Source organism: Nodosilinea sp. FACHB-131 (genome assembly GCF_014695395.1).
In the GTDB taxonomy this organism is placed as follows: Bacteria; Cyanobacteriota; Cyanobacteriia; order Phormidesmidales; family Phormidesmidaceae; genus Nodosilinea.
Window position 1 is genome coordinate 96406 of record NZ_JACJOF010000027.1, and the last position, 20740, is coordinate 117145.

Here is a 20740-nt window from a genome sequence, read left to right on the forward strand (position 1 = left end):
CGCGAAGAAACTGCTGGATTTGTATTGCGTTTCACTAAACGTCATAGAGCTTCAGGGTAGTGTTCTGGAAGGTGTTCGGGGATACATAGATATAGCGGCGATCGCGTTTATTCCACCAGCAATCGCCCCAGCCTCACCCCTCCCAGTCACGTTTTCAGCACCGCAGGCAAACCTCTGGCAGGCCCTTTTCTATGAGCCCACTGAACCTGGTTGTTGATCAACTCGTTGGCCCTACTGCCTCTACCCAGGCTACTTTAGCCCCTGCCCCAGCGCCCCTAGAAGGCCTAGCCGATTTTCTTGAAATTCTGCAATTTCTGATTCGCGAACCCTCGGTGGTAGGCAGCGAAGACTCATTTTTTCGGGTGCTGCGGCGCGAGCTAGATGAAGTAGGGGCTGAGGTCAGCTATTACCACGGCGTGCTGGTGGCCCAGGGTCGCCGCCCCCACGACTTGATGCTGTCGGCCCACATCGATCGCCACGGCCTACTCTGCACCGGCCCCAACGAATTTCAATATGCTGCCTTTATTGCGGGCAACCAGGGCGAGTTGACGGGCGACTCGGTGTCTGAACAAATGCTGCACACCATTGAGAACCGCTTTCAGGGTCAGCGGGTGCAGGCCCACCTACCCTACACCGGCACCTACATTGGCCAGGGGATCATCACCAACTCCTACATTTGCCCTGAGCGCAAAAACCTGATCTTTGAGGTCGATGGGCTCGACTACCTTCAACCCGGCACCCCAATCTCGTTTTTAGACCGCCTGCAATTTAAAGATGGCTACATTTCGGCCCAGCTCGACAATGTGATTAGCGCCGCCATCATTATCTTTTTGTTTCGCTGTGGGTTTGAGGGCACGGCCCTATTCACTGCCCAGGAAGAGTCGGGCCGCAGCTGGCGCTATGCGCTGTCGTGGTTTCAGCGGCAGCGCCTCTCGACCCAGCGGTTAGTGGCCCTCGACACCAGCCCCTACCACAGCCGCAAGGCCGCCGACCAGCAGCTCGTCACCCTGCGCCGCAAAGACGCCAGCGCCGATTTTGCCCTCGGCATTACCCAGGAGCTGGCCGATCGCTGCGATCAGCTCGACATTGCCTACAGCTACAAAGACGACTACATTGCCGATCAAAACCTGAGTCGCCCCAAGCCCTACTCCCTGGGGCGCACCGAGATGGGTCGCCTCACCGCCGCTACAGAAGGATCAGTGACGGGCACCACGCTGCAAATTCCCACCACCGAGTACCATACCGCGACGGAGACAGCATCGCTGGCCTCGGTAGCGGCAGTAATTCGCCTGTTACAGACCTATCTGGACTGACGCTAGCGACGTAAGAACAATGACGATGGCCTCTCCTCAGCCGACAGCGATGTTCTGTGTGGGTCATCGCAGGATAGGACGTATGGCAAAAGAACGAAAATAGAAGAGCGAAAACTGTCCGATAGGCTTGAACCTTGGCATCTTGGGCTGTTTCAATCTAGACTTCACCTGCTATCGCGCCCCTCTGTAACGCTAATGCGTCACTTAAATATGGCGTTTCCTATCTCTGCAACGTCAATACATTGAGTGGATATGGCATGTCCTGCCTTCGCAACCCAATGCGTCACCTGGATATAGCATGTCCTACCTCTGCAGCGTCAATGCGTCGAGTGGGCATGGTATACCACTGGCTCAAACCGTTAGTGCGCCGGCTGGCTAGGGCATATCATTATGTTGCAACGTCAGTACGTGGGCTGACATTGCTAAAGTCAACCCGCTAATTGGCGGGGTCATCGGTATCGATACCCAGGGAAAGCTGGTAGATCGCTTTCTTGGGTTGTCCGGTGGCTTTGGCGAGCTGGCGGCTGGCATCGGCCCGAGACATGCCCTGACGCAGTAACTCTTCTAGTTCTGCCCTGATGGCCTCATTTGAAAGGACGGGTGCTTCGCGCGGTGCGCCCTGAATCACGACGGTGAACTCGCCTTTGGGCGCTTCAGCCTGGTAATGCTCCAGAGCGCTATCCAAGGTACCACGCCAAAATTCTTCGAATCGTTTGGTCAATTCGCGGCCTAAAGTGACGGGGCGATCGCCTCCCAAAGCAGCCACCAAATCCTCCAGGGTTTTGAGCAGTTTATGGGGTGCTTCATAGAGCACAATGGTGCGGTCTTCGCGAGCGATCGCCTCTAGTCGCGTGGTTCTTTCCTTACCCTTAAGGGGCAAAAAGCCCTCGAAGACGAAGCGATCGCTGGGCAACCCCGCCACGCACAGCGCTGTAATCGCCGCCGTCGGCCCTGGAATTGGCACTACGGGAATGTCCGCTGCAACACAGGCCGCGATCAGTTCATAGCCGGGGTCAGAGATTCCTGGCATCCCCGCATCTGACACTAGGGCTACGGCGTGCTGCCGCGATTGCAGGTGGTGCAGCACCTCGCCGATGCGGCTGTGACGGTTGTGCTCGTGGTAGCTAATCTGCGGTGTAGTGATTTGAAAGTGCTGGAGCAGCTTGCCCGTGTGGCGGGTGTCTTCGGCGGCAATCAGATCGACCGACTGCAACATTCGCACCGCTCGAAAGGTCATATCTTCGAGATTGCCTAAAGGCGTGCCCACCACGTAGAGATGGCCAGGTTTGGGGTCAGAGTCGGGGGCCGGGGGCATGGGCAGAGAGAGTGGGGTCTAAGAGGTTAGTGTAGCGTTGGCGGGTGAGCGGGTCTTGCATTCCCACTAGGGACAAAGGCAAAACACCCACCACCAGAAGACGCTCAAAGTCTCGCCCTTGAGGCAGTCGCCCTACCTTATTCATGGGCCATACTAAACAGCAGTGGTTGAGTCAGTACACAGGAGAGTCGTGATGGGACAACTTAAAACCTGGGCCTTAATACTGGGAGCAGCGGCCCTGACCGTTGGCCTATCTCCTGCCCTGGCGCAGGCTGCAGACCCGTTAGTAGCGGCTGAGGCCGCCCCTGCCGCCGAGGCTCCCCCGGTTTTAGAGACCACTAGCTATGCAGATTTATTCTCCATTGCGTTTCCAGCCGGGTGGCAAGTGAGCGAACAGACCGAGGCTCCCCAGCTCGTGGCCGACAGCGCCGGGGCCAGCGGCAGCCTGCCCGCCATGCGTACTGAGGTCACCTGGCAAGAGGCACCCCCCCGCGAAGTGGTGGGCGAGTCGCTAGAGTCTCTGCGCGCCAATGGCTACACCGTCACCCGCTACGATGCCATCACTATCGACGGGGTTACCGCTGTGCGCCTCTGGATTAGCGGCATTCCTGAAGCGTTACCCAACGCGTTTATCACCTACGTGGGCTACCCCACCGCCACCGCCACTATTACTAGCTACTACGGCGACTCCACCGACAATGTTGACCCGGTGCTGAACGCGATTCACCAGTCTTTTGCGCGATCGCAAGCCACCAGCGCTACGCCTCAAAACAACTGACGGCGGGAGATGGAGGGTGCAGGGTTTTAGGTCTAAGGTGCCACCCCCTGAACCCTAAACCTGAAACCCTAGCCCCTCTCATCACAATGCTTAACGCTAGCAGGGCACGCTAGCCCATACCCTACTTGTGGGGCCTGTTGCCCTGCGATCGCCGCTAGCCGTGCAGTGTTATGCAAATTGATTTTCACCATGGGGTGACCTACGTGTGCGCCCGCTTGGCCGGCTTTGAGCACCTCGAAGCCGACATTGTGGCCCACAGCGCTCAATACGTCGATGACTCCACCCAGGCAGGGCTCATTCGCTTTGACAATGGCGCGATGTTCGATCGCATCAGCTCGGCCCACAAAATGCTCGACTACCGCAACTTCAAGGAGCTGGCCAACTACAAGGTATGGATTCCCTTTCACTTTTTGCCGGGCAACGGCGGTCTGCCGGCTGGGCAAGACCCACCCGGCACCTTTATCGAAAAGCTGATCTGCCGACCCAATAGCCCCGTGGCCCAAACCATGGTGCGCGAATGCATTGAGCAGCGCTACCGCAGCTACGCTTTGCACCGCCTGGGCATTACCATGCACGTGTTTGCCGATACCTGGGCCCACCAGGGCTTTGCCGGGGTCAGCCACGAAATCAATAGCGCCCGCGATCTGGTCGATGGCAACAACAGGCCCGACCAAAGTTTGATGGATCGACTCAAGGGCTTTTTTATTGGCGGAGCACTGCCCCTGGGCCACGGCACGGTGCTGAGCAACCCCGACAAACCCTACCTGCGCTGGGGCTACACCAATGGTCGAGGCGAAAAAATTATGCGCGACAACCCCAAAGACTATTTGGCAGCGGCGAATGAACTCTGCAAAGCCATGCAGCGCTACCGATTGGGGGATGCCGATGCCGATGTGCCGGGGCTATTAACGACCGACAAAGACAAAATCGCGATGCTGTTTGAAACCACCCTGGGGGAGGGCACCTGTCGCCATTACCAGTGGATAGACCACATCGCCCAAGGTTCTTTTAGCTTTGGCCCTGCCCAGGTGAGCTATATCGCCAGCGGCTACGGATCTTGGAAACACAATGCTTTGGGCATCGTCGGTGAGGGCGATGGTCAAAGACCGGCCCTGGGCCATCGCAAAGACGCTCGCCTACCCTACTCTCCCCACTTTTTAACCAGCAACTGGAAGCTCTTCCACGACGCCCTGCGAGCCCATCATTTTTATGTCATCCACGATTTGCTGCCCCAGTACGGGATTTGTGTGGCGTAGGGGCGAGAAGTGAGAGGGTGGGGAAGATGGGGAGGTCAGGGGGTTAGCCGTTAGCAATCATTAGACAGCTGTTGAGGGTTGGAGCTTTTAGTTTTCCTGCAAAAAGGAGCTTAAGACAAGGGGGGCAGGCTATGCTAAACCTTGATTCATCACGCCTACAACAGCTTCCCGTGGTTTCTCCCGTTATCCCTCGACCCGCTCTGGATGTTTCACCGCCGCCGTCCCCGCGCTCTAAGTCAGCGCTGCTGCGCCGGGGGTGGCGGTTGTCGCTGCCGTGGTCTAGCAGCTATGCAGGGCGATCGCTGCTGCTCAAGCATCCTCAGATGTGGGGCTTGGGTATGGGTAGCTTGGCCCTAGGCCTGGTCAACGGTGCCTTGGTGCTCTCGGCAGGGATCGGGCTGGTGGCCTATCAGCAGATCTTGCAGCTCTCGCCGCGCCAGCGTAAGGGGTTGATGCAGCGTCTTCAGCAAGGGCTGCCGCTGCCGGCTACCCCACAGCAGCAGGCGTTGATGTTGGGTTTGGTCACAGGAGTCAGCACCTATACCTTTACTGCTCTGTGGCACAGCACCCACTCGCTGCTGATGGCACTACTGCTCACCGGACAGGGGGCCCTAGCGCTGTTTGCGGTAGGGGCACTACTGCGATCGTCCCGTTCGACAGAGCGCAACGATGACCTGTGGGATGCTGCCCCCATAGCTCAGGTAGAGCACAACCTGGGTCTGCTGAGCCACCCTGACCCGCTGAAGCGGTTGGTGGCGGTGCGACGGCTGGTGCGCCTGGCTCAGGCCGATGAAGAGTATCTGGCGGGGATGTCGGTGCGATCGCACCTACTCGACTGCTTCCAACTGCGGCTGGGCCAAGAGAGTGATGCGATCGTGCGATCGGCTCTAGAAGAGGGGCAGAGCTTGCTGCGATCGGCCAAGCCACTGCCGCCAAGCTCCGCCACTGTCTTCGCTGTAGACTTTGCGCCCGACGCTGCTGAGCTGAAACAGCCAGAATTAGAAACTCAATTTGTTGCAGAACCAGGCATTTCAGAATCCCTCAAGCCTTCGGACTCGGGGCATTTAGAAGCATCCCTTGAGCAGAACAGTTCATACCAGGCCCCAGCATCCTCAACAGAGGCATCTACCACAGAACTAACCCGTTCGCCCTCGCCTGTCTTCAAGGAACGACGAGTCGTGGTCGAATATGAGGAATACCTAGACATTTAACTCCTGGAAACCTAAGCTATGGATCGCTTAATTCCCGGAAATCTGCGCTATGGATCGCTTCACCGTTGAGGTCATTTCCCAGACCCCAAACCCTCAACAGACCATGTATGCCGCCATGCACCAAGACTACGCCGAGGGCTTTGTGGCGCACGATCGCGAGACTTGGCCCAGCGAAGAGCGCTGCGGCGAAATCTTAGTCACTAGCCTGCTCAAGGGTGGGCGTGGCCACTACGGCCCGCTGGAGCATCCCCAGATTGTGTTTAATGTCGGCTGGTTTCCCCACAGCACCATGCAGCAGATTCGTACTCATCGCGTGGGCGTTTCGTTCGATGTGCAGAGTTTTCGATATACCGGCCAGCGCATTTTGGATGTAGTCGATGGCAAACGCGAGGTCGAAGAGGTCTTTTACCTACGGCCCCTAGGCTACTACACCGATCGCCAGGGCAAGAAGTACGAATACACCCCTGAGGCTCGCCAGCAAGATCTCGACTGGTGCCTGGAAGCCAGCCGCCGCTACAAAACCCGCATCGACCAGGGCTTTGCCGAAGAGCATGCCCGAGGGCTAATTCCCTTCGATATTCGTCAGCACTGGGTGATGTCGGCCAACGTGCGATCGGTGATGCACCTGCTCGACCTGCGCTGGAAGGCCGACGCCCAGCTCGAAGCGCAGAAAATGTGTGAAGAAATCTGGCCCCACTTTACGGCCTGGGTACCGGCGATCGCCGCCTGGTACGAAGAGAACCGGCTCAAAAAGGCCCGCCTGGCCCCCTAAAGCAATGAACACAAAAAAGGGGAGACGGTGTCGTCTCCCCTTTTTTGTGTGAGATTTTGGATAGCTGAATAGGAAACTCAGCTACTCGACCCTAGCGGTACCGGAAGTTGCGGTAGACCAGACGAGAGTTGAGGCCGCGACCGCGCAGGAAGCTGACTACAGCACCGGCATCGTTGCGATCGGTACACTCAGCCGCATTGATGAATTGACCCTGGGGCGCATTCTCAAAGCGAGGGTTGATTACGCAGGTCAAACCACCTACACCCTGGCTGCTGCCACTGGGTAGCACCCGGCGCACCTGCTGGAGTTCATTGTCACCACCAAAGACGGCGACCACAAAAGGCGCTAGGCCAGCCCCATCGGGCACGGTGCTACCGCCACCAAAACAAGCGGGGCGATCGGCCTGGGGAATATTAGTCACCAGAGGCGCAGAGTTGATTCTAGGTTCTGACAGTAACACCCCGTTATTGGGGGCAATCACATCCAGCCGTGCCTGTCCATCACCGCTGACTCGAATGAAGTAGCGGGCCGCAGCACCGCCAAAACTTTGACCGCCAAAGTAGTTGACCCAGCATCGGTAGGGGGCAGCCTCAGTGGCTTCTGCGGTGGCAGTCAGACCATTGACCAGCGCCTGACCAGAGACTCTGTTGTAAACATTCATCTTGGTTACGCCGCTGTCGTTAAACACCCGAACCGAGTGATTTTGGGTATCAAAGCCCACAAGCGTGCGGTTGAGCAGGTCGCCCTGCCCAGGGTTAGGGTTAGGGTTAGGGTTGGCTCCGGGAAGGAAAAAGTCTCGAACGCTGGTGCTGTTTTGGCTAAGCAAGATGGAACTGGTGGAAAGATCAACAATTTCGAGGCGGGCCTGGTTGTTACTTAGGTTGCCACTAGCCCGGTAGACAACGTTGCGGCCTGCACGCGAGCCAAAGCTGTCATAGCTTATCCACTCGCTACTAATAATTCCGTCGCGGCGGGTAACGGGAGCATTGAGCTGCTCAGACAGGCGGGTATCACGGTTGTAGACATTCATCCGCAGGGTTTGAGAATTCCTGGGAAAGACGCTAACGGTAAAGGTAGCGGTTTCAAAGTAGAGGGTGGCGTTGCCCGAGGTGTTCGGTTCCTGAGCCATCAATATATCCAATCCGGCCTCGGCAGCGGTGTTGGGCGTCAGCGCTGGGGGCTGAGCTGCACTGTAACCAGGCACCGATAGGCCAGTAACCAGAAAAACCGAGGTAATAAACAGCGCAAGCGACTTAAACAGCCGCTTCGACCAGCGGCTAAGGGGGACAATGGGCCAGACTGGTTTCATGAAAATTAGCTCCCTATACTCCTCACTCGAGAAACCCGTTAGGCGACCAATTCGGGAACGTGCGGGTATAGAACCCCGGTTTCTCTGCAAATACGGCTGTAATTTTAGCTAACTTTCCCTAAAGCGCTCCTTTTTTTTGCTGCCCTTCAAAACGCCGCGGTTCACCATGATCAAACTAAGTCTAAAGTCAATTGCCTCAGCTTAAAAAGAGGTCGCCTCCACCGGAAAACCCGTCTTTTTTCCTACTTCAGCAAGGAGCGTCAACCAGCATTCAGCATTAGGCCTCTATGGTTGTGACCACCGGGAGAACGATCCGCCTCGGTCCGGCCTTACGGAAAGCAACGATATTGCTAGGCCTCCTCTGACCCATGGGCTGACTCGTTGGCCGCCTGATCCAAATACTGCTGTGCCTCCAATGGGCGAGACGTTGGTAAGTACCCCGAACGAATGTGTAGGTCGCGCTGGGGAAACGGCACCTCAATATCGTGGTGGCGTAGGCTAGCCTCGATGACAAAGTACAGGTCGCTTTTGATCACCAGCTGGCGGCTGGGCTGGGCAATCCACACCAGTAGCTCAAAGTTGAGGGCGCTGTCGCCAAAGCCCAGAAAAAATACCTGGGGGGCGGGAGTCGTCAAAATTTCCTGGTTTTTTTGGCAGGCTTCGAGCAGGGCGACCTTGACCTGCTGGGGGTCAGCGCTGTAGGCCACCCCCACCGGCAGACGAATGCGCGATACGGGGTTGCCGTGGCTCCAGTTAATCACTTCCGAGTCTAAAAAACGGGAGTTGGGCACGATGATTGAGACATGGTCGAGGGTGCGAATCTCGGTGCTGCGCGAGCCAATGCGAGCCACGGTGCCTTTGACCTGGCCAAAATCAACGAAGTCACCTACCTGCACCGGGCGCTCAAACACCAGTACGAGACCACTGACAAAGTCTTTAACTAGCCCCTGCAGGCCCAGGCCCACCCCAATCCCCAGACCGCTGGCGATCAGAGCGATGGAGCTGAGATCGATGCCCCAGAGCTGAAGCACGACCACGGTGCCCAGCAAAATTAGGGTGTATTTCGAGAGCACTGAGATCGCTTCTTGGGCGGCAAGGCTGATGCCGGTGACCTGCAACACCCGCGATCGCATCAGATTGGTCAAGGTACTGGCAATCACCACTAACGCCAGCAGGGTGGCCATGACCATCAGCAAATCAAACAGCGAGTAAGATCGGCTGCCCAGCAGCACGCTGCGGTCAAACAGGCCCTCCTGCAAACTGCTCGACACTCGGTAGCTCACCCGGCGTGTGAGGGGAAACAGCTTGGCAATGTAGCCTACCGCCGTAAACCACACCGCCCCGCGCACCAAAACCAGCGTCAGCCGAAACAACAGCTTCAGCCCGGTGCTGTGGTGCTCTGAGTCGGTGGGCCAAAAGGATAAACGCTCAAGCAGCGGCTTGAGCCAGCGGTGCCACAGCCATCCCGTCAGGCCATGGAGTAATAAAGCGGCGGCCAGGGCGGCTAGAGCCCTGGTCAGCGCCTGGGTCAAAAAGCCTGATTGGCGTTCGGCGCGAGCCTGCTTGAGGGCGCCAGCCAAGGCGTCGGCCCAGCGATTGGCCTGGATCTGAGGCGTACCGGCTCCGCCCACGGCGGCATCAGCGCTGGTGACTGTCATGATGTAGCGATCGCCCGCAAAAATGATTGGGTTACTCCCTCCTGATTCCCCAGCGCTGCGGGTTTCGGTGCGCACCAGCACTGGGTTGGCGTCTTCTATCAAAGATTCCAGGTTGATCTCAATGGCCAGCGCCCGCTCCACGGCGGTGAGGTCTCCTGCGGCGGGTACCTCAAACAGAAAAAGGCCATCTATAAATACCGGCTCGGTGTCGACGGCCTGAGCCATTCCTGGCCCTGCCATGGCCCCATGTAGCACCAGCGCTAGCACAATTCCCCAGACCAGACGGCCTAGCCAACTCATCGGGTTGATTGCCATTGGCATGCGTCTAGACCCGAAACACCGACACCAGCATAGCGGACGAGGGGGTAGGGAGTGGGAGAGTAGGGAGTGGGAGGGTAGCGCGTGATTGGCTAACTATGGGTTTTCTGGAGAAGCTGACTCTTTGGGGAGGGCCTGATTGAGGGCGCGGCGGGCAATGCGGGTGATGTAGAGGGTTACGGCCACCGTAGCCACTAGGCCCACAGTGCGAATGACCCACTGCACCGTGGCAGCCTCAGGGGGTTGGCTGCTGTCAGTCCCCAGGGTAGCCAGGTTGCCCACCAGCGAGCCCAGGTAGACGTACATCACCGTGCCGGGCAAAATGCCTACCGTACCCACCACATAGTCTTTGAGGGAAATTTGGCTGAGCCCTAGAGAATAGTTGAGCAGGTTGAAGGGAAATACCGGCGACAGCCGCAGCAGCAAGATGATCTTGCGTCCGTCTTTCGCGATCGCATCGTCAATGGCCTGAAAGCGAGGGTTGTTGGCGATTTTGTTAGCGACCCAACCCCGCGCCACGTAACGACCCACCAAAAACGCTGCCGTGGCCCCCAGCATAGCCCCAATAAACACCAGGGCCGCTCCTTTAAGCACCCCAAACACCACGCCGGCCCCCAATGTTACGATTGAGGCGGGCACAAAGGCAACGGTAATCACGATGTAGAGCAGGATGAAGGCTAGGGGTGCGATCGCCCCCAAACCGTCAATCCAGGCAAGCGCCTGCACTAGCTGCTGCTGAAGCGACGCAAAAAACGACGGGTCTGCCCCGGATCCCTGGGCCAGAGTTTGAGCTAAGGCGAGGGCTGCTGGGGCAATCACTAACGCAATACTCAACCAGAACATAAAGCGAAGCACTCTCACTAACAGCGGGCGCGAATTAGGTCTGGAAGACTTGATCTTAAGGGAGATAATGGAACGTTGTGCAACTAGCACCGCCCTGATCGCCGCTCGCCTGCAAGAGAGCAACAGCTGTTCCCCCTTCGAAAGTGACCTGTTAGGACCTAGGGAGTGGAACTCGGCTCTGTGATCTCAAGGAGTTTAAGGCATAAAAAAGGCCCAGCGATCGCTGGGCCAAAGATGAGTCAGGTGCGAACCGCATTGCAAAAATGCATGGTTAGTTCACGTTCATCATGGTTGTGGGGGCGATCGCCGGGGTTAATGAGCGGTTAAGCTAGCCCGAGTCTCTGCTGAGTGACATGGGGCCAACTGTCCAATCGCTCAATAGGTAGGGCATTAAGCCGAGGACTATGGCCTAGGCCTGAGGGGTCTCGGAAGGCAAAACTTCGTGGGTAGAACGTCCTAGCATGTTGGCCCGACGATGCTGCTGCTGCTGACGGGTGCGGGCCAATAGCTGTCGAGCCTGCTCTTGAGTAGATAACATAGCGAACACTCCAAAAAATCTGTATCTAAAGTTACCGAATACAATTTCAAGCATATCTTTTCTTTTGAGAAAAGAGTTAAAGCCATCTGCAGAAAACATCAAACTTTGGAAAATATCTGCCCATCGACAGACCGTCGTGCCTTGTTCTCCCTCAGCCCAGTGCATCCTGGTAGGATCAAGGCCAACGAGGAGCCTCCCTTAGTGAAAGTATAGTGAAACAAGCGCTGAAAATTTCCCGCGTCATGCTGTCGGTATACTACGCCTACATGGTGGAATACCGAGCTGAGCTGGTGTTTTGGGTGCTGTCCGGCACCTTTCCGCTAATTCTCATGGGCCTGTGGGTAGAAGCGGCCCAGGGCAACCAGTTCGACCTCAGTCCGACCGAGCTGGTGCAATATTTCTTGGCGGTGTTCTTGGTGCGACAGTTCACCGTCGTTTGGGTGATCTGGGAATTTGAGCGGGAGGTAGTGGAAGGGCGGCTGTCGCCCTATCTGTTGCAGCCGATAGACCCGGCTTGGCGGCACTTTTTTAGCCACGTGTCAGAACGCTTTGCCCGGCTGCCCTTCGCCTTTTTGCTGGTGGGGCTGTTTTTGCTGCTCTACCCCTATGCCGCCTGGCTGCCCAGTCTGGGCAATCTGCTGCTGGGGCTGCTGGCGATCGCCCTGGCTTTTTGCCTGCGGTTTCTCATGCAGTACACCTTTGCCCTGGCGGCCTTTTGGACGGAACGGGCTAGTGCCCTGGAGCAGTTTTGGTTTTTGCTCTACACATTCCTATCGGGCATGATCGCTCCCCTCTCCCTCTTTCCTGACGCGGTACGAGAGGTGGTGCTATGGACGCCATTTCCTTACTTAATTTATTTTCCGGCCAGTCTGCTGATTAACCGCCCCAACCATGTAGCGCAAGGGTTTGCGGCGATGGTGCTCTGGTCGGCGCTGTTTTGGGGGCTAAACCGCTGGCTGTGGCGGCGGGGACTGAAGCAATATTCTGGCATGGGGGCCTAATGGAGCGCTATTGGAAGGTGCTGCGACTGTTTTGGGGTACGGCGATCGCTGCCGAGCTCGAGTACCGCCTCAACTTTTTGGTCACCGCCCTGATTAGTCTGGGCGGGCTGGTGGGCAGCTTGTTTGGCCTGTTTTTGTTCTATCGTACCGGCTACGAGTTTGCCGGCTGGAGCTGGGAAGCCGCCTTGCTAGTGCTGGGGCTATTTACCGTGCTGCAAGGTTTTGCGGCCACGGTGCTGATTCCCAACCTCAACAAAATCGTCAGCCAGGTGCAGCAGGGCACCCTCGACTTTGTGCTGCTGAAGCCGATTAGCTCGCAGTTTTGGCTTTCGACCCGAGTGATCTCGCCCTGGGGCCTGCCCGACGTGCTGTTTGGCCTAGTGATGATTGGCTACGGCGGCACACGCCTAGGCCTGGGCTGGGCCGATTACGCCCTGGCGACCTTGCCCCTGCTGTTTGGGGCGCTTACTCTCTACAGCCTGTGGTTTATGCTGGGGGCCACCAGCATTTGGTTTGTCAAAATCTACAACGTCACCGAGGTGCTGCGGGGGCTGCTAGAGGCGGGACGGTTCCCGATCGCCGCCTACCCAGTGGCCTACCGAGCATTTTTCACCTTTGTGGTGCCGGTGGCGTTCTTGACGACCGTACCGGCCCAGACCATGCTCAACCAGGGCGGGCGTGGCTGGCTGCTGGCTTCGGCGCTGCTGGCGACGGTGCTGATGGTGGTGGCGAATCGGTTTTGGCGATTTGCCCTGCGGTTTTACACCAGCGCATCAAGCTAGGTCAGCTACAGCCAGCGCCTGATCCAGCCCATGCCTAAAGCTACGGCACCGCCCTGGTCAGCGCTGTGGCGGGCACTTTCAGCAATATATAGGGCTTGTAGCTGAATGGGTCGATGGTGCGACCGCCCGTTGGCCTGCACCAGCCAGCGTTGGTATTGAGCCAGCTCATCACCCTGAAGCAGTAGATCTGGGTGGCGCTGCTGTCGCTCCCATGCCAAGGCTCTGACCAAAAGTTGGGTGTGGGCCTGGTGGTAGTCAGCGGCGTGGTGCAGAGTTTGCAAAAGCTGGCGGCCTCCGTCAGTCTGCGCCAGGGGCACTGACCTGGTCCGCAGGTCGATAGTCTCAAGGGTTTGTAAGGGCTCAGGCAGGTGCTGGGCAGAGACGGTTTCGATCAGCACCGGCACAATGCGTTTGTTCAGGCTGAGGGCAAACAGCAGCCCCTGTAGACAAAAGACATCGGCCAGGGTGTAAGGCGACAGCACCAGCACATAGTTATCGCAAGCCTCGGCCGCCCGAGAGATGATCACTTCGGGGTCGGCGTCAGCAGGCCAGGGGTAGGGGCTTTGCCGGTAGCTAATTTGAGCCTGGGCTAGCAGCTGGCGCAACGCCTCTACCGCCTTGGCCCCACCGGGCCCAGCGATCGCGTCCCCAGGAGCGCGGCAACCATCTTCGACCGCGTAAGCCAAAAATACCTGAGCCGTTGGGTCAGTGGCAGACTGGCCGTGGCCAGCAACATTTGCGTTGTTCAAAAGCTGTACCTATGCTTGCAATGCACTCAAACCCTGTGCCCAGACTGGCCAACGAGCCGTGCGTTGCCTGGGGTTGCTGCTCCAACTGCCCGCGCCTTGAGGATACCCATTTTTTTAAATCGGCTTGCTATCGCTGGATACACCTACTCCCTCAAGCCGCATCCGTTTGCTGACGCAATTAAAGGTAAGGCCAAGGCTGTGACGGCGTCCACCTGTAGGCCAAGCCCTGGCAAGCCCGGCCTCAGGGAGCCAAGGCCACCAGCTCATCCAGCACGTCATCAAAGGCTGGACGAGCCAGCACCTCAGGCCGCATGCAGGCGTGCTGTAGCTGGCGCAGTCGCAGCGCTGGCTTAGAAGCGGCGGGGCAGCGATCGAGCAAATCCTCCAGCAGGCAGCCAAAGGCCCGTACCTCCAAACGCTCTAGGGCCGGAGCGGCCTGCCCCGCCCGGTCGTAGAAGCTAGCCGCCCCAAAGTCGCTCAAGCAGGCGTCTCCCGCCGCATTAACCAGGGTGTTGTGAGGATACAGATCGCCGTGAAGAATGCCCCGTCGATGCAAATGGGCGGCAGCGGCAGCTACCCCAAGCGCAATGCCCACAGCCGCCTCTAGGGAAAAGGTGGCGTCTATGGGGTAGGTGTCACGGGTGCAGCTCTCTAGGCTAGGAGGGGCGCCCATTACCCGGTAGCTAGGGTCAACCAGCGGCAGCACCAGCCCAGGTTTCTGCTCGGGATGCGCGACAATTTGGCCCAGGGGACCAACCAGGTTCGGGTGTGCCCCCGCCGCCATGCAGGCCCGCATTTCGTCTTCGGGCAGGCCGTCACTGGTAATCGCGCCTTTGAATAGCTTGAGGGCAACGGGCATTTCATCCTGACCCTGCCGCCAAGTGCCGCGCGAAATTACACCAGAGGCCCCCTCCCCGAGGATGTCGCCCACCGTCAGATCGTCCCAGGCAATTTGAGGTAGCGGTATGGGCTCGCTGCCCCAACCTTGGCAGAAAGGGTTGCCGGCGTAGGCCAGCCAGCTCAGGCGTGGCAGGGCGAGCAGCTGAGGAGGAAGGACCTCAAGCTGGTTGGCAGCAAGGCGCACTAGCTCCAAATTTTGGCAGTTGGCTAGACTCTCTGGCAGAGCCCGCAGCTGGTTGCCAGCCAGCATCAGCTTTTGCAGCCTGGTGAGCTGGCCAATGGACTCGGGCAGCGACTCGATGCGGTTATCGGTCAAGATCAGCCAGCGGGTGGCTAGGGGTAACGCCCCAGCGGGCACGGTGGTGATTTGGTTGGCCTTAAACCCAATCATCGACAGGTTAGGACAGTGGGCCAGCACCTCGGGCAACACCTCAAAGGCGTTGTTGCTAAAGAAGGCCACCCGCAGGTTGCGCAGCTGAGCAAAGCTGTCGGGCAGGGTGGACAGAGCGTTGTTCGATAGATCCAGGACCTCAAGGCTGTCTGCTAGCTCAAGAATTTCTTCTGGAAAGGTCGTTAGCCCTGCCGCCAGGTTGAGTCGCCGAGTGCCAGGGCGCAAATGCAGCGGTTCGAAACCGACACTGAGGGGGCGCCGCATTTCCAGATTGAGCATGTGTGTAGCCTCGGATCGAGTGTCCACGCCTAATGTGGCATTTCTTCCGAGTTACACGTATGAAAGTTTGGTGTAGTTTATCGCCAAGCTTGGCGATCAGAAGAACCGGGTTGACCCAATCGTGGGGCAGTGCTCTAGCGATCGCGGCTCATTCCCCGCCAGATCAGGTAAACAGCTAACCCAGCGCCCAGGATCAGCAGACTGCCCAAAACTAAAAACAGTAGGCCCAGCCAACGAGCAGTCGCCTGGTCTTGCTCTAGGGATACCAGGTAGGTCTCTTTGGTCTCAGCCCCAATCTTGGCTTCAGCGACTACGGGGCGATCGCCAGCGACGCTCAAGGTGCCCAACACCAGAACTGGATCGTTGACCTCAAGGCCTTCATAACTGCGATTGCTCCCCTCTTGTACCTGAGAAGAGGTCGATTGCAGGCTGTATCCCGCCTCGATCTCCACCTCTTTTCCCGGAATCTGTACCCAGAGCGTGGGGTTGTAGCTGCGCTCGTACTCCCATTTCCACTCGTCGTCGCGGCGCACCCGGTGATACTCGTTGTAGGCCACTAGGGGTGGGCGATCGCTAAAGGAGTTGCGATCGCTCACCTGGCCCTCTAGCAGCACCGGGGCACCCCGTTCATTGAGCGTGGCTGCCGTGGCCACGGGCAGCCGGGCTACCTCCTTAGCATGGTTGGCAACTGCTTGAGGCACCACAGCCCAAAGCACTCCCCCAGCAATTAAAAAGGGAACGCCCACGGCGGTCAAAACCCCCGGCACCAACCAGCGATCCCATTTGCCCATCGCTACCCTACGTTTTTTGTGCTTACTAGGAGCCCCCGACCAAAGCTGGCTTAGCTTTGCAGAGCTTGGGGCTCAGGCACGTCGTCTAGAGCCTCCAAAGCCGCTTTTTCTTTATCTAGCCGTCGCTTGCGGGCATAGAGCTGAATCGTAGCCGCCATAAACACCACCAGCCCCACCATTAACCAAGTGGTCGCCCCCGTGGGGAAGTTGTTCTTAAAGATCACCAGCATGACGATCGCCACCAGCAGCAGAGTGGGAGCTTCGTTGAGCGCCCGCAGCTGTTGCCCCGACCACTTGCATTCGCCCCGGTGCAGTTGGCGCATCAGCCGAGCGCAGTAGTGGTGATAGCCCAGCAGCACCGCCACCAGCCCCAGCTTGGCGTGCATCCAGCCATCTTTGAGGTAGTCAGGCATCTGCACCAGCAACCCAACGGCCATCACCACCGTCACTATCATGCCGGGGTTGGTAATGATGCCGTAGAGGCGCTTTTCCATCACGGTGTACTGGTTCTTGAGAATGCTGCGCGCCGGCTCTGGCTCAGCCTCCGCCTCAACGTGGTAGATAAACAGGCGCACCAGGTAAAACAACCCGGCAAACCACACCACCACACCGACAATGTGAAACGCTTTGAACCAGTAGTAGGCCATAGTTCTTCCTGCCATCCTGCCAAAAGCTCTACCCTGGCGGGATGTTGCAAACCATTAAGTACGCCTTTCATTGTCCTGCAAGGGTTTGCCCTTGAGAAGGCGAGTGCGATGGTTCTTAACGATTCTGGCTTTTAGACTTTGAATTTTAGAGTTTCTACCCATCCACCCATCCACCCACCTACCCATCCACCCACCCGTCCCCACTCCTACAACCGCCGCAACACCTGAGCCAACAGCTCTCCCGGCAGCTTAGAGAGCACCGCCTGCTGACCGGGGATGCCAAAGATCTCAAAGTTGAGGTGAGCGTTGTAGACCAGGGCTGTGATCAGCACCTCCATCTGCTGAGGATTGTCGTGCCAGCCTTGGTAGGTCAGCAGGTATTGGCTGAGGGCCGTTTCTAGATGGCGCTGACGGGCTTCGGCCTGAGTCTCTGGCAGCGCTTGAGCCAGCTGATCGTGAACCACGCCGGCACTGTGACAGGTGGCCCACAGGTCAAACCCTAGGGCAGGGGGGGGCGTTTCTTGCAGGGCAATTTGGGCGGCGGCCAGGGCGGTTTCGTAGGCGGCAACGGCTTGTTGTAGGGTGGCAATGCGGCGATCGCTCCCTAGGGCAGGTCTTTGACCATCGCCGACCACAGCTGCTTGCTGAGCTAGATCCCAATAGGCGGTGCCCAAGTTGTTGGCGGTGGCAGCACAGCCAGCCGGGGAAACGGCCACAGTGCGGTATTTGAGGGCGGCTTCGTAGGCGGCGATCGCCCGTTCGAGCAAAAACACCGGTTGCTGGTGCTGGGCCAAACTCCAGTAGGCAATGCCCAGGTTGTTTTGCACCATGGCATATTCCAGCGGTTCATCCTGGGCAGAGCGGTGAGCTAGAGCTTCGCCGTAGGCAGCGATGGCTTGGGCCAGGTGGTGCTGGGGCTGGTCATACTGGGATAGCCGCCAGTGGATCGCCCCCAGGCTGTTTTGCAAGTTGGCGTAGTCGATGGGCGATCGCGCTGCCGGGCTGTGCACTAGAGCCTGCTGATACGCCGCCACCGCCTTCTCTAGACAATGGGCTGGCTCCTCCAGGTTCGCCAGCAGCCCGTATACGGTGCCCAGGTTACCGTAGATGCGCCCCAGGGTGTCGGCAGGAATCGCTTTAGCACCGCCCTTGAGGGCCTTTTCGTAGGTGCTGGCGCTGCGGCGCAGCCAGGGGGTGGGGTCAGGCGTGCTTTCCTGCTGCCCCTGGAGCCAGTAGAGGCTGGCCAGGTCGTTGAGGGCGTCGCACCAGTCGGTGCTGCCCTGGGGCAAACCGGCAATCGCCAAGTCATACACCGCCGTCGCAAAGTCGAGCACGCTGGCAGTGGGAGCTTCTACCGAGAGGCGATCGCGCCCAATCTGGCCCAGCGCCAGGTACGCTCGCGATAGGGTTAGCGGCCCCGCCTGCTGCTCAACCAACCCCTGAATGTAGCGCCATAGGTTCGTCAGCTCCACATCTTCAGCTAAGTCTGGGGGCAGTTGTAGAGCCCCTGTCGGGCGCGGAGATGTCGGGCTGGGCGAGGCGGGGGTAGGAACCGGCTCAACGGTCGGCAGCACAGGTTCAGCCCGCTGCAGGGCCGCTAAGGTCTCCGCTGCCATTGCCCCCACCGGCGGCATGACGATACTCGAAAATGTGCCTTGATCTATAACGGTGTAGCTCTGGGGGTTTTGCGGCTGGTCACGGCTGCGAGCAGCCTTAGAATCTGAGGCGGGCAGAGGGGGCAGCTCTACGGGCGGCACCGCTGGCGGTGCCGCCCCATCCTTGGGAGTCAGATCCTTGGGAGGCGCAGGCTGCTCGAAGGTCGAGAGATCATCCCGCAGCACCCGCCAGAGATCGGGGGGTTTAGCTGCGGGGCTATTTGGCGCTGGTGGCACCGCTGGCTCAGCCGGAGCTGACGATGGCGCACTGGGTTCGCCCATAAACTCAAATAGGCCGCTGCGCGATCGCCAAAATCCCGGCACCGACTGGCGAATTTTGCCCAGCCAGGGACGCGGCACCCATACCACCAGCCGACAGTCGAGCTGGGTGAGCAGCGCATCAACCCGAATCAGCGAAGCCAAAAACCGATTTTGCACCGTGGGCGACTGGCGGGTGAGCTGATCGATGCCCACAATCTGGAACACGGGTGTAGTCGGCGCGCTGCTTTGGAGCCGGCGCTGCTGCTTCAGCCACAGCAACACCTCGCGCACCAGGTCGGGGCGATCGCCGCTCAGCCGCAGCGTCACCAGCGTAAACTGCCGCGCCCGCACCTCTGCCGCCAAAGGCACCGTCTCAGGCAAGGGGCTAAAGTTGGCCTCCAGGCGCTGAGCCAACTGCTCTTGCAGAGCCATGTCGTCGCACACCGCAATCAGCAGCTGCCGCCGCAGGTTGAGTTGCAGAGCCAGTCGCAGCTCCTGATAGGCTTCCTGGTTGTGCCCTAGGTAGGTTTGAGAATTCAAAGACACAGCAGCGGTCACGGTGGTTAAGATGCAAGCGGCATGATAAAACTAGTTGCTATGAACTAGTGCGATAGCCAGAGACTAGCCCCAGGCGCGATCGCCCCCTTCCATTACACTTCACCCCACGCCAATCGTTTCAGGACGCCACTATCATTTTCAGTCCCAATGAGCGCAACCCAGACCACCTCTCTGGCCCCAAACCTGCTTGAGTTAGACATTTTGGGCCAGCTCAAGGCCGCTGGCGGCACCTGCGATTCCCTCACCGCGCTGCCCGTTGAGAGAAAAAGTTCTGTGCGCCAGCGGGTTAAAGCTTGTCATCAGCTTCGGGCCAGGGGCTGGCTGACCTACGACCACGACATCGCCCAATTTGGCCTCACCCTCACCAGCAAAACCCTGCTCAAGCTCGATCTGTCGGTATGGCCCGTCACCCCCGACGAGCTGCTGATTCTGCGATCGTGCTTGGGCGGCAGAATTCGCCCCGGACAGATTCATCGGCGGGTGTCGGTGGGCGATCGCCAGCGATTGCTAGAGCGGCTGGCAACACAGGGACTGATTGTGGTTTACGAGAGGGCCGTGGTCAACCTACACCTCACCCCTGAGGGCAGCCGCTATTTGAAATGAATTAGGATCAAGCTGGGTTAGTCACTGGCAGGGAGGCTAGCGCCAAAACATAAGCAGCAACCTTACCCTACAGATAGACCCTATGGACAGGGCAAAATTAGCTCAAGGCTCTCTAGCATGACTTTGCCATTAAACTGCAAGCACGTTTTAGCATTGGCCCAAGCCCACCAGGGCGACCTTGAATTGCTTGGAGTTAAATCATTGGAACTGTTTGGCTCGGTAGCCCGTGATGAGGCCAGGCCCCATAGTGATATTGATTTTTTGGTCGATTTCGCCATTGAGCCAACTCTGTTTGATGTATTTCGGGTACAGCATTATCTCGAAGATCTTTTAGGCTGTGACGTAGATATAGGCACTCGGGCAGCACTCAAAGCCCATCTTCGAGAACCCGTCACTAAGGATGCTGTTCGTGTCTTCTAGAGACTGGCTGCTTCGCATTCACGACATCTTGACCGCGATCAGCGCTATTCAAGCACGCACGTCAGCTATCAGCTTTGAAGTGTTTGAAGATGACGAAACTGTCCTCAAGGCGGTGCTCTACGACTTCATCATCATTGGTGAGGCCTCAGCCAATATCCCTGAAGAGATTCAACAGCGCTATTCCGACCTGCCTTGGCGTTTGATGAAGGACATGCGAAACGTAGCTGCCCACGAATATTTTCAGCTAGATATACCCACCATCTGGAGAACGATCCACCGCAGCTTACCGCCCCTAGTCGAGCCTTTACAGTCGATCCTTGAGTACGAGCAGTCACCGTAATCGATTACAAGAACCACTCAATAGTTACACCCTAGGGAAAAGAGACTTTCTT

At 58.1% G+C, this 20740-nt stretch carries 21 protein-coding genes; 10 read left to right on the forward strand and 11 right to left on the reverse strand.

Translation table 11 applies throughout. From position 1 onward, the window contains the following. Positions 1–191: 191 nt before the first annotated feature. Positions 192–1313: a peptidase M42 gene (locus H6F75_RS16835; RefSeq protein WP_190753621.1), complete on the forward strand. Its 1122-nt coding sequence runs from the start codon at positions 192–194 to the stop codon at positions 1311–1313. A gap of 436 nt (positions 1314–1749) precedes the next feature. Here H6F75_RS16835 and rsmI read toward each other — a convergent pair whose 3' ends face one another. Both rsmI and H6F75_RS16845 read right to left on the reverse strand, forming a co-directional pair. Further along, positions 1750–2628 carry a 16S rRNA (cytidine(1402)-2'-O)-methyltransferase gene (rsmI, locus tag H6F75_RS16840; RefSeq protein WP_190753622.1) on the reverse strand — a complete coding sequence of 293 codons (879 nt, stop codon included), beginning with the start codon at positions 2626–2628 and terminating at the stop codon, positions 1750–1752. Continuing rightward, positions 2606–2773 carry a hypothetical protein gene (locus H6F75_RS16845; protein ID WP_190753623.1) on the reverse strand — a complete coding sequence of 56 codons (168 nt, stop codon included), beginning with the start codon at positions 2771–2773 and terminating at the stop codon, positions 2606–2608. Before H6F75_RS16845 ends, rsmI begins: the two co-directional genes overlap by 23 nt. Before the next feature lie 48 nt (positions 2774–2821). On the opposite strand from H6F75_RS16845, the gene H6F75_RS16850 reads away from it, so the two are divergent. The 4 genes from H6F75_RS16850 (at position 2822) to thyX (ending at position 6645) form a co-directional block, all read left to right on the forward strand. Continuing rightward, positions 2822–3406 carry a PsbP-related protein gene (locus H6F75_RS16850; protein WP_190753624.1) on the forward strand — a complete coding sequence of 195 codons (585 nt, stop codon included), beginning with the start codon at positions 2822–2824 and terminating at the stop codon, positions 3404–3406. A 170-nt stretch (positions 3407–3576) separates the two neighbouring features. Beyond that, complete coding sequence (locus H6F75_RS16855; protein WP_190753625.1) at positions 3577–4662, forward strand: DUF6765 family protein; 1086 nt, start codon at positions 3577–3579, stop codon at positions 4660–4662. A gap of 170 nt (positions 4663–4832) precedes the next feature. Next, on the forward strand, positions 4833–5873 hold the full coding sequence (locus H6F75_RS16860; protein WP_190753626.1) for a hypothetical protein: 1041 nt from the start codon (positions 4833–4835) through the stop codon (positions 5871–5873). A gap of 49 nt (positions 5874–5922) precedes the next feature. Further along, entirely contained in the window at positions 5923–6645 is a 723-nt protein-coding gene (thyX, locus tag H6F75_RS16865; protein WP_190753627.1) for an FAD-dependent thymidylate synthase, read from the forward strand. 91 nt (positions 6646–6736) lie between these two features. On the opposite strand, the gene H6F75_RS16870 is transcribed toward thyX, so the two are convergent. From H6F75_RS16870 to H6F75_RS28535, 4 genes are all read right to left on the reverse strand, one after another. After that, on the reverse strand, positions 6737–7954 hold the full coding sequence (locus H6F75_RS16870) for a hypothetical protein (RefSeq protein ID WP_190753628.1): 1218 nt from the start codon (positions 7952–7954) through the stop codon (positions 6737–6739). A 350-nt stretch (positions 7955–8304) separates the two neighbouring features. After that, positions 8305–9927: a mechanosensitive ion channel domain-containing protein gene (locus H6F75_RS16875; protein WP_242020074.1), complete on the reverse strand. Its 1623-nt coding sequence runs from the start codon at positions 9925–9927 to the stop codon at positions 8305–8307. Between the two features lie 99 nt (positions 9928–10026). Beyond that, on the reverse strand, positions 10027–10773 hold the full coding sequence (locus tag H6F75_RS16880) for a TVP38/TMEM64 family protein (protein ID WP_190753629.1): 747 nt from the start codon (positions 10771–10773) through the stop codon (positions 10027–10029). Positions 10774–11182: 409 nt separating this feature from the next. Next, positions 11183–11311 carry a hypothetical protein gene (locus H6F75_RS28535; RefSeq protein WP_277874273.1) on the reverse strand — a complete coding sequence of 43 codons (129 nt, stop codon included), beginning with the start codon at positions 11309–11311 and terminating at the stop codon, positions 11183–11185. 212 nt (positions 11312–11523) lie between these two features. Between H6F75_RS28535 and H6F75_RS16885 the strand changes: the two genes are divergently transcribed. Further along, complete coding sequence (locus H6F75_RS16885) at positions 11524–12312, forward strand: ABC-2 family transporter protein (protein WP_190753630.1); 789 nt, start codon at positions 11524–11526, stop codon at positions 12310–12312. After that, positions 12312–13094: an ABC transporter permease gene (locus tag H6F75_RS16890; RefSeq protein ID WP_190753631.1), complete on the forward strand. Its 783-nt coding sequence runs from the start codon at positions 12312–12314 to the stop codon at positions 13092–13094. Before H6F75_RS16885 ends, H6F75_RS16890 begins: the two co-directional genes overlap by 1 nt. Positions 13095–13099: 5 nt before the next feature. Here the strand turns inward: H6F75_RS16890 and H6F75_RS16895 are convergent, their stop codons facing one another. The 5 genes from H6F75_RS16895 to H6F75_RS16915 all read right to left on the reverse strand — a co-directional run bounded on the left by H6F75_RS16895 (position 13100) and on the right by H6F75_RS16915 (position 19313). Further along, entirely contained in the window at positions 13100–13843 is a 744-nt protein-coding gene (locus H6F75_RS16895; RefSeq protein ID WP_190753632.1) for a toll/interleukin-1 receptor domain-containing protein, read from the reverse strand. Positions 13844–14084: 241 nt separating this feature from the next. Continuing rightward, positions 14085–15413: a leucine-rich repeat-containing protein kinase family protein gene (locus H6F75_RS16900; protein WP_199303990.1), complete on the reverse strand. Its 1329-nt coding sequence runs from the start codon at positions 15411–15413 to the stop codon at positions 14085–14087. Between the two features lie 134 nt (positions 15414–15547). Then, positions 15548–16204, reverse strand: coding sequence for a hypothetical protein (locus H6F75_RS16905; RefSeq protein ID WP_190753633.1), 657 nt, complete (start codon positions 16202–16204; stop codon positions 15548–15550). A 50-nt stretch (positions 16205–16254) separates the two neighbouring features. Continuing rightward, positions 16255–16851: a protoporphyrinogen oxidase HemJ gene (hemJ, locus tag H6F75_RS16910; protein ID WP_190753634.1), complete on the reverse strand. Its 597-nt coding sequence runs from the start codon at positions 16849–16851 to the stop codon at positions 16255–16257. A 206-nt stretch (positions 16852–17057) separates the two neighbouring features. Further along, positions 17058–19313 carry a tetratricopeptide repeat protein gene (locus H6F75_RS16915; protein ID WP_206754688.1) on the reverse strand — a complete coding sequence of 752 codons (2256 nt, stop codon included), beginning with the start codon at positions 19311–19313 and terminating at the stop codon, positions 17058–17060. A 159-nt stretch (positions 19314–19472) separates the two neighbouring features. Here H6F75_RS16915 and H6F75_RS16920 point away from each other — a divergent pair, with 159 nt between their 5' ends. The 3 genes from H6F75_RS16920 (at position 19473) to H6F75_RS16930 (ending at position 20688) form a co-directional block, all read left to right on the forward strand. After that, a complete protein-coding gene (locus tag H6F75_RS16920; protein ID WP_190753636.1) occupies positions 19473–19928 on the forward strand; it encodes a hypothetical protein in 456 nt (151 codons plus the stop codon). 117 nt (positions 19929–20045) lie between these two features. Further along, positions 20046–20348, forward strand: a complete 303-nt coding sequence (locus H6F75_RS16925; protein WP_190753637.1) for a nucleotidyltransferase family protein — start codon at positions 20046–20048, stop codon at positions 20346–20348. Continuing rightward, positions 20338–20688: a HepT-like ribonuclease domain-containing protein gene (locus tag H6F75_RS16930; protein ID WP_190753638.1), complete on the forward strand. Its 351-nt coding sequence runs from the start codon at positions 20338–20340 to the stop codon at positions 20686–20688. Before H6F75_RS16925 ends, H6F75_RS16930 begins: the two co-directional genes overlap by 11 nt. The last annotated feature ends 52 nt before the right edge of the window (positions 20689–20740 follow it).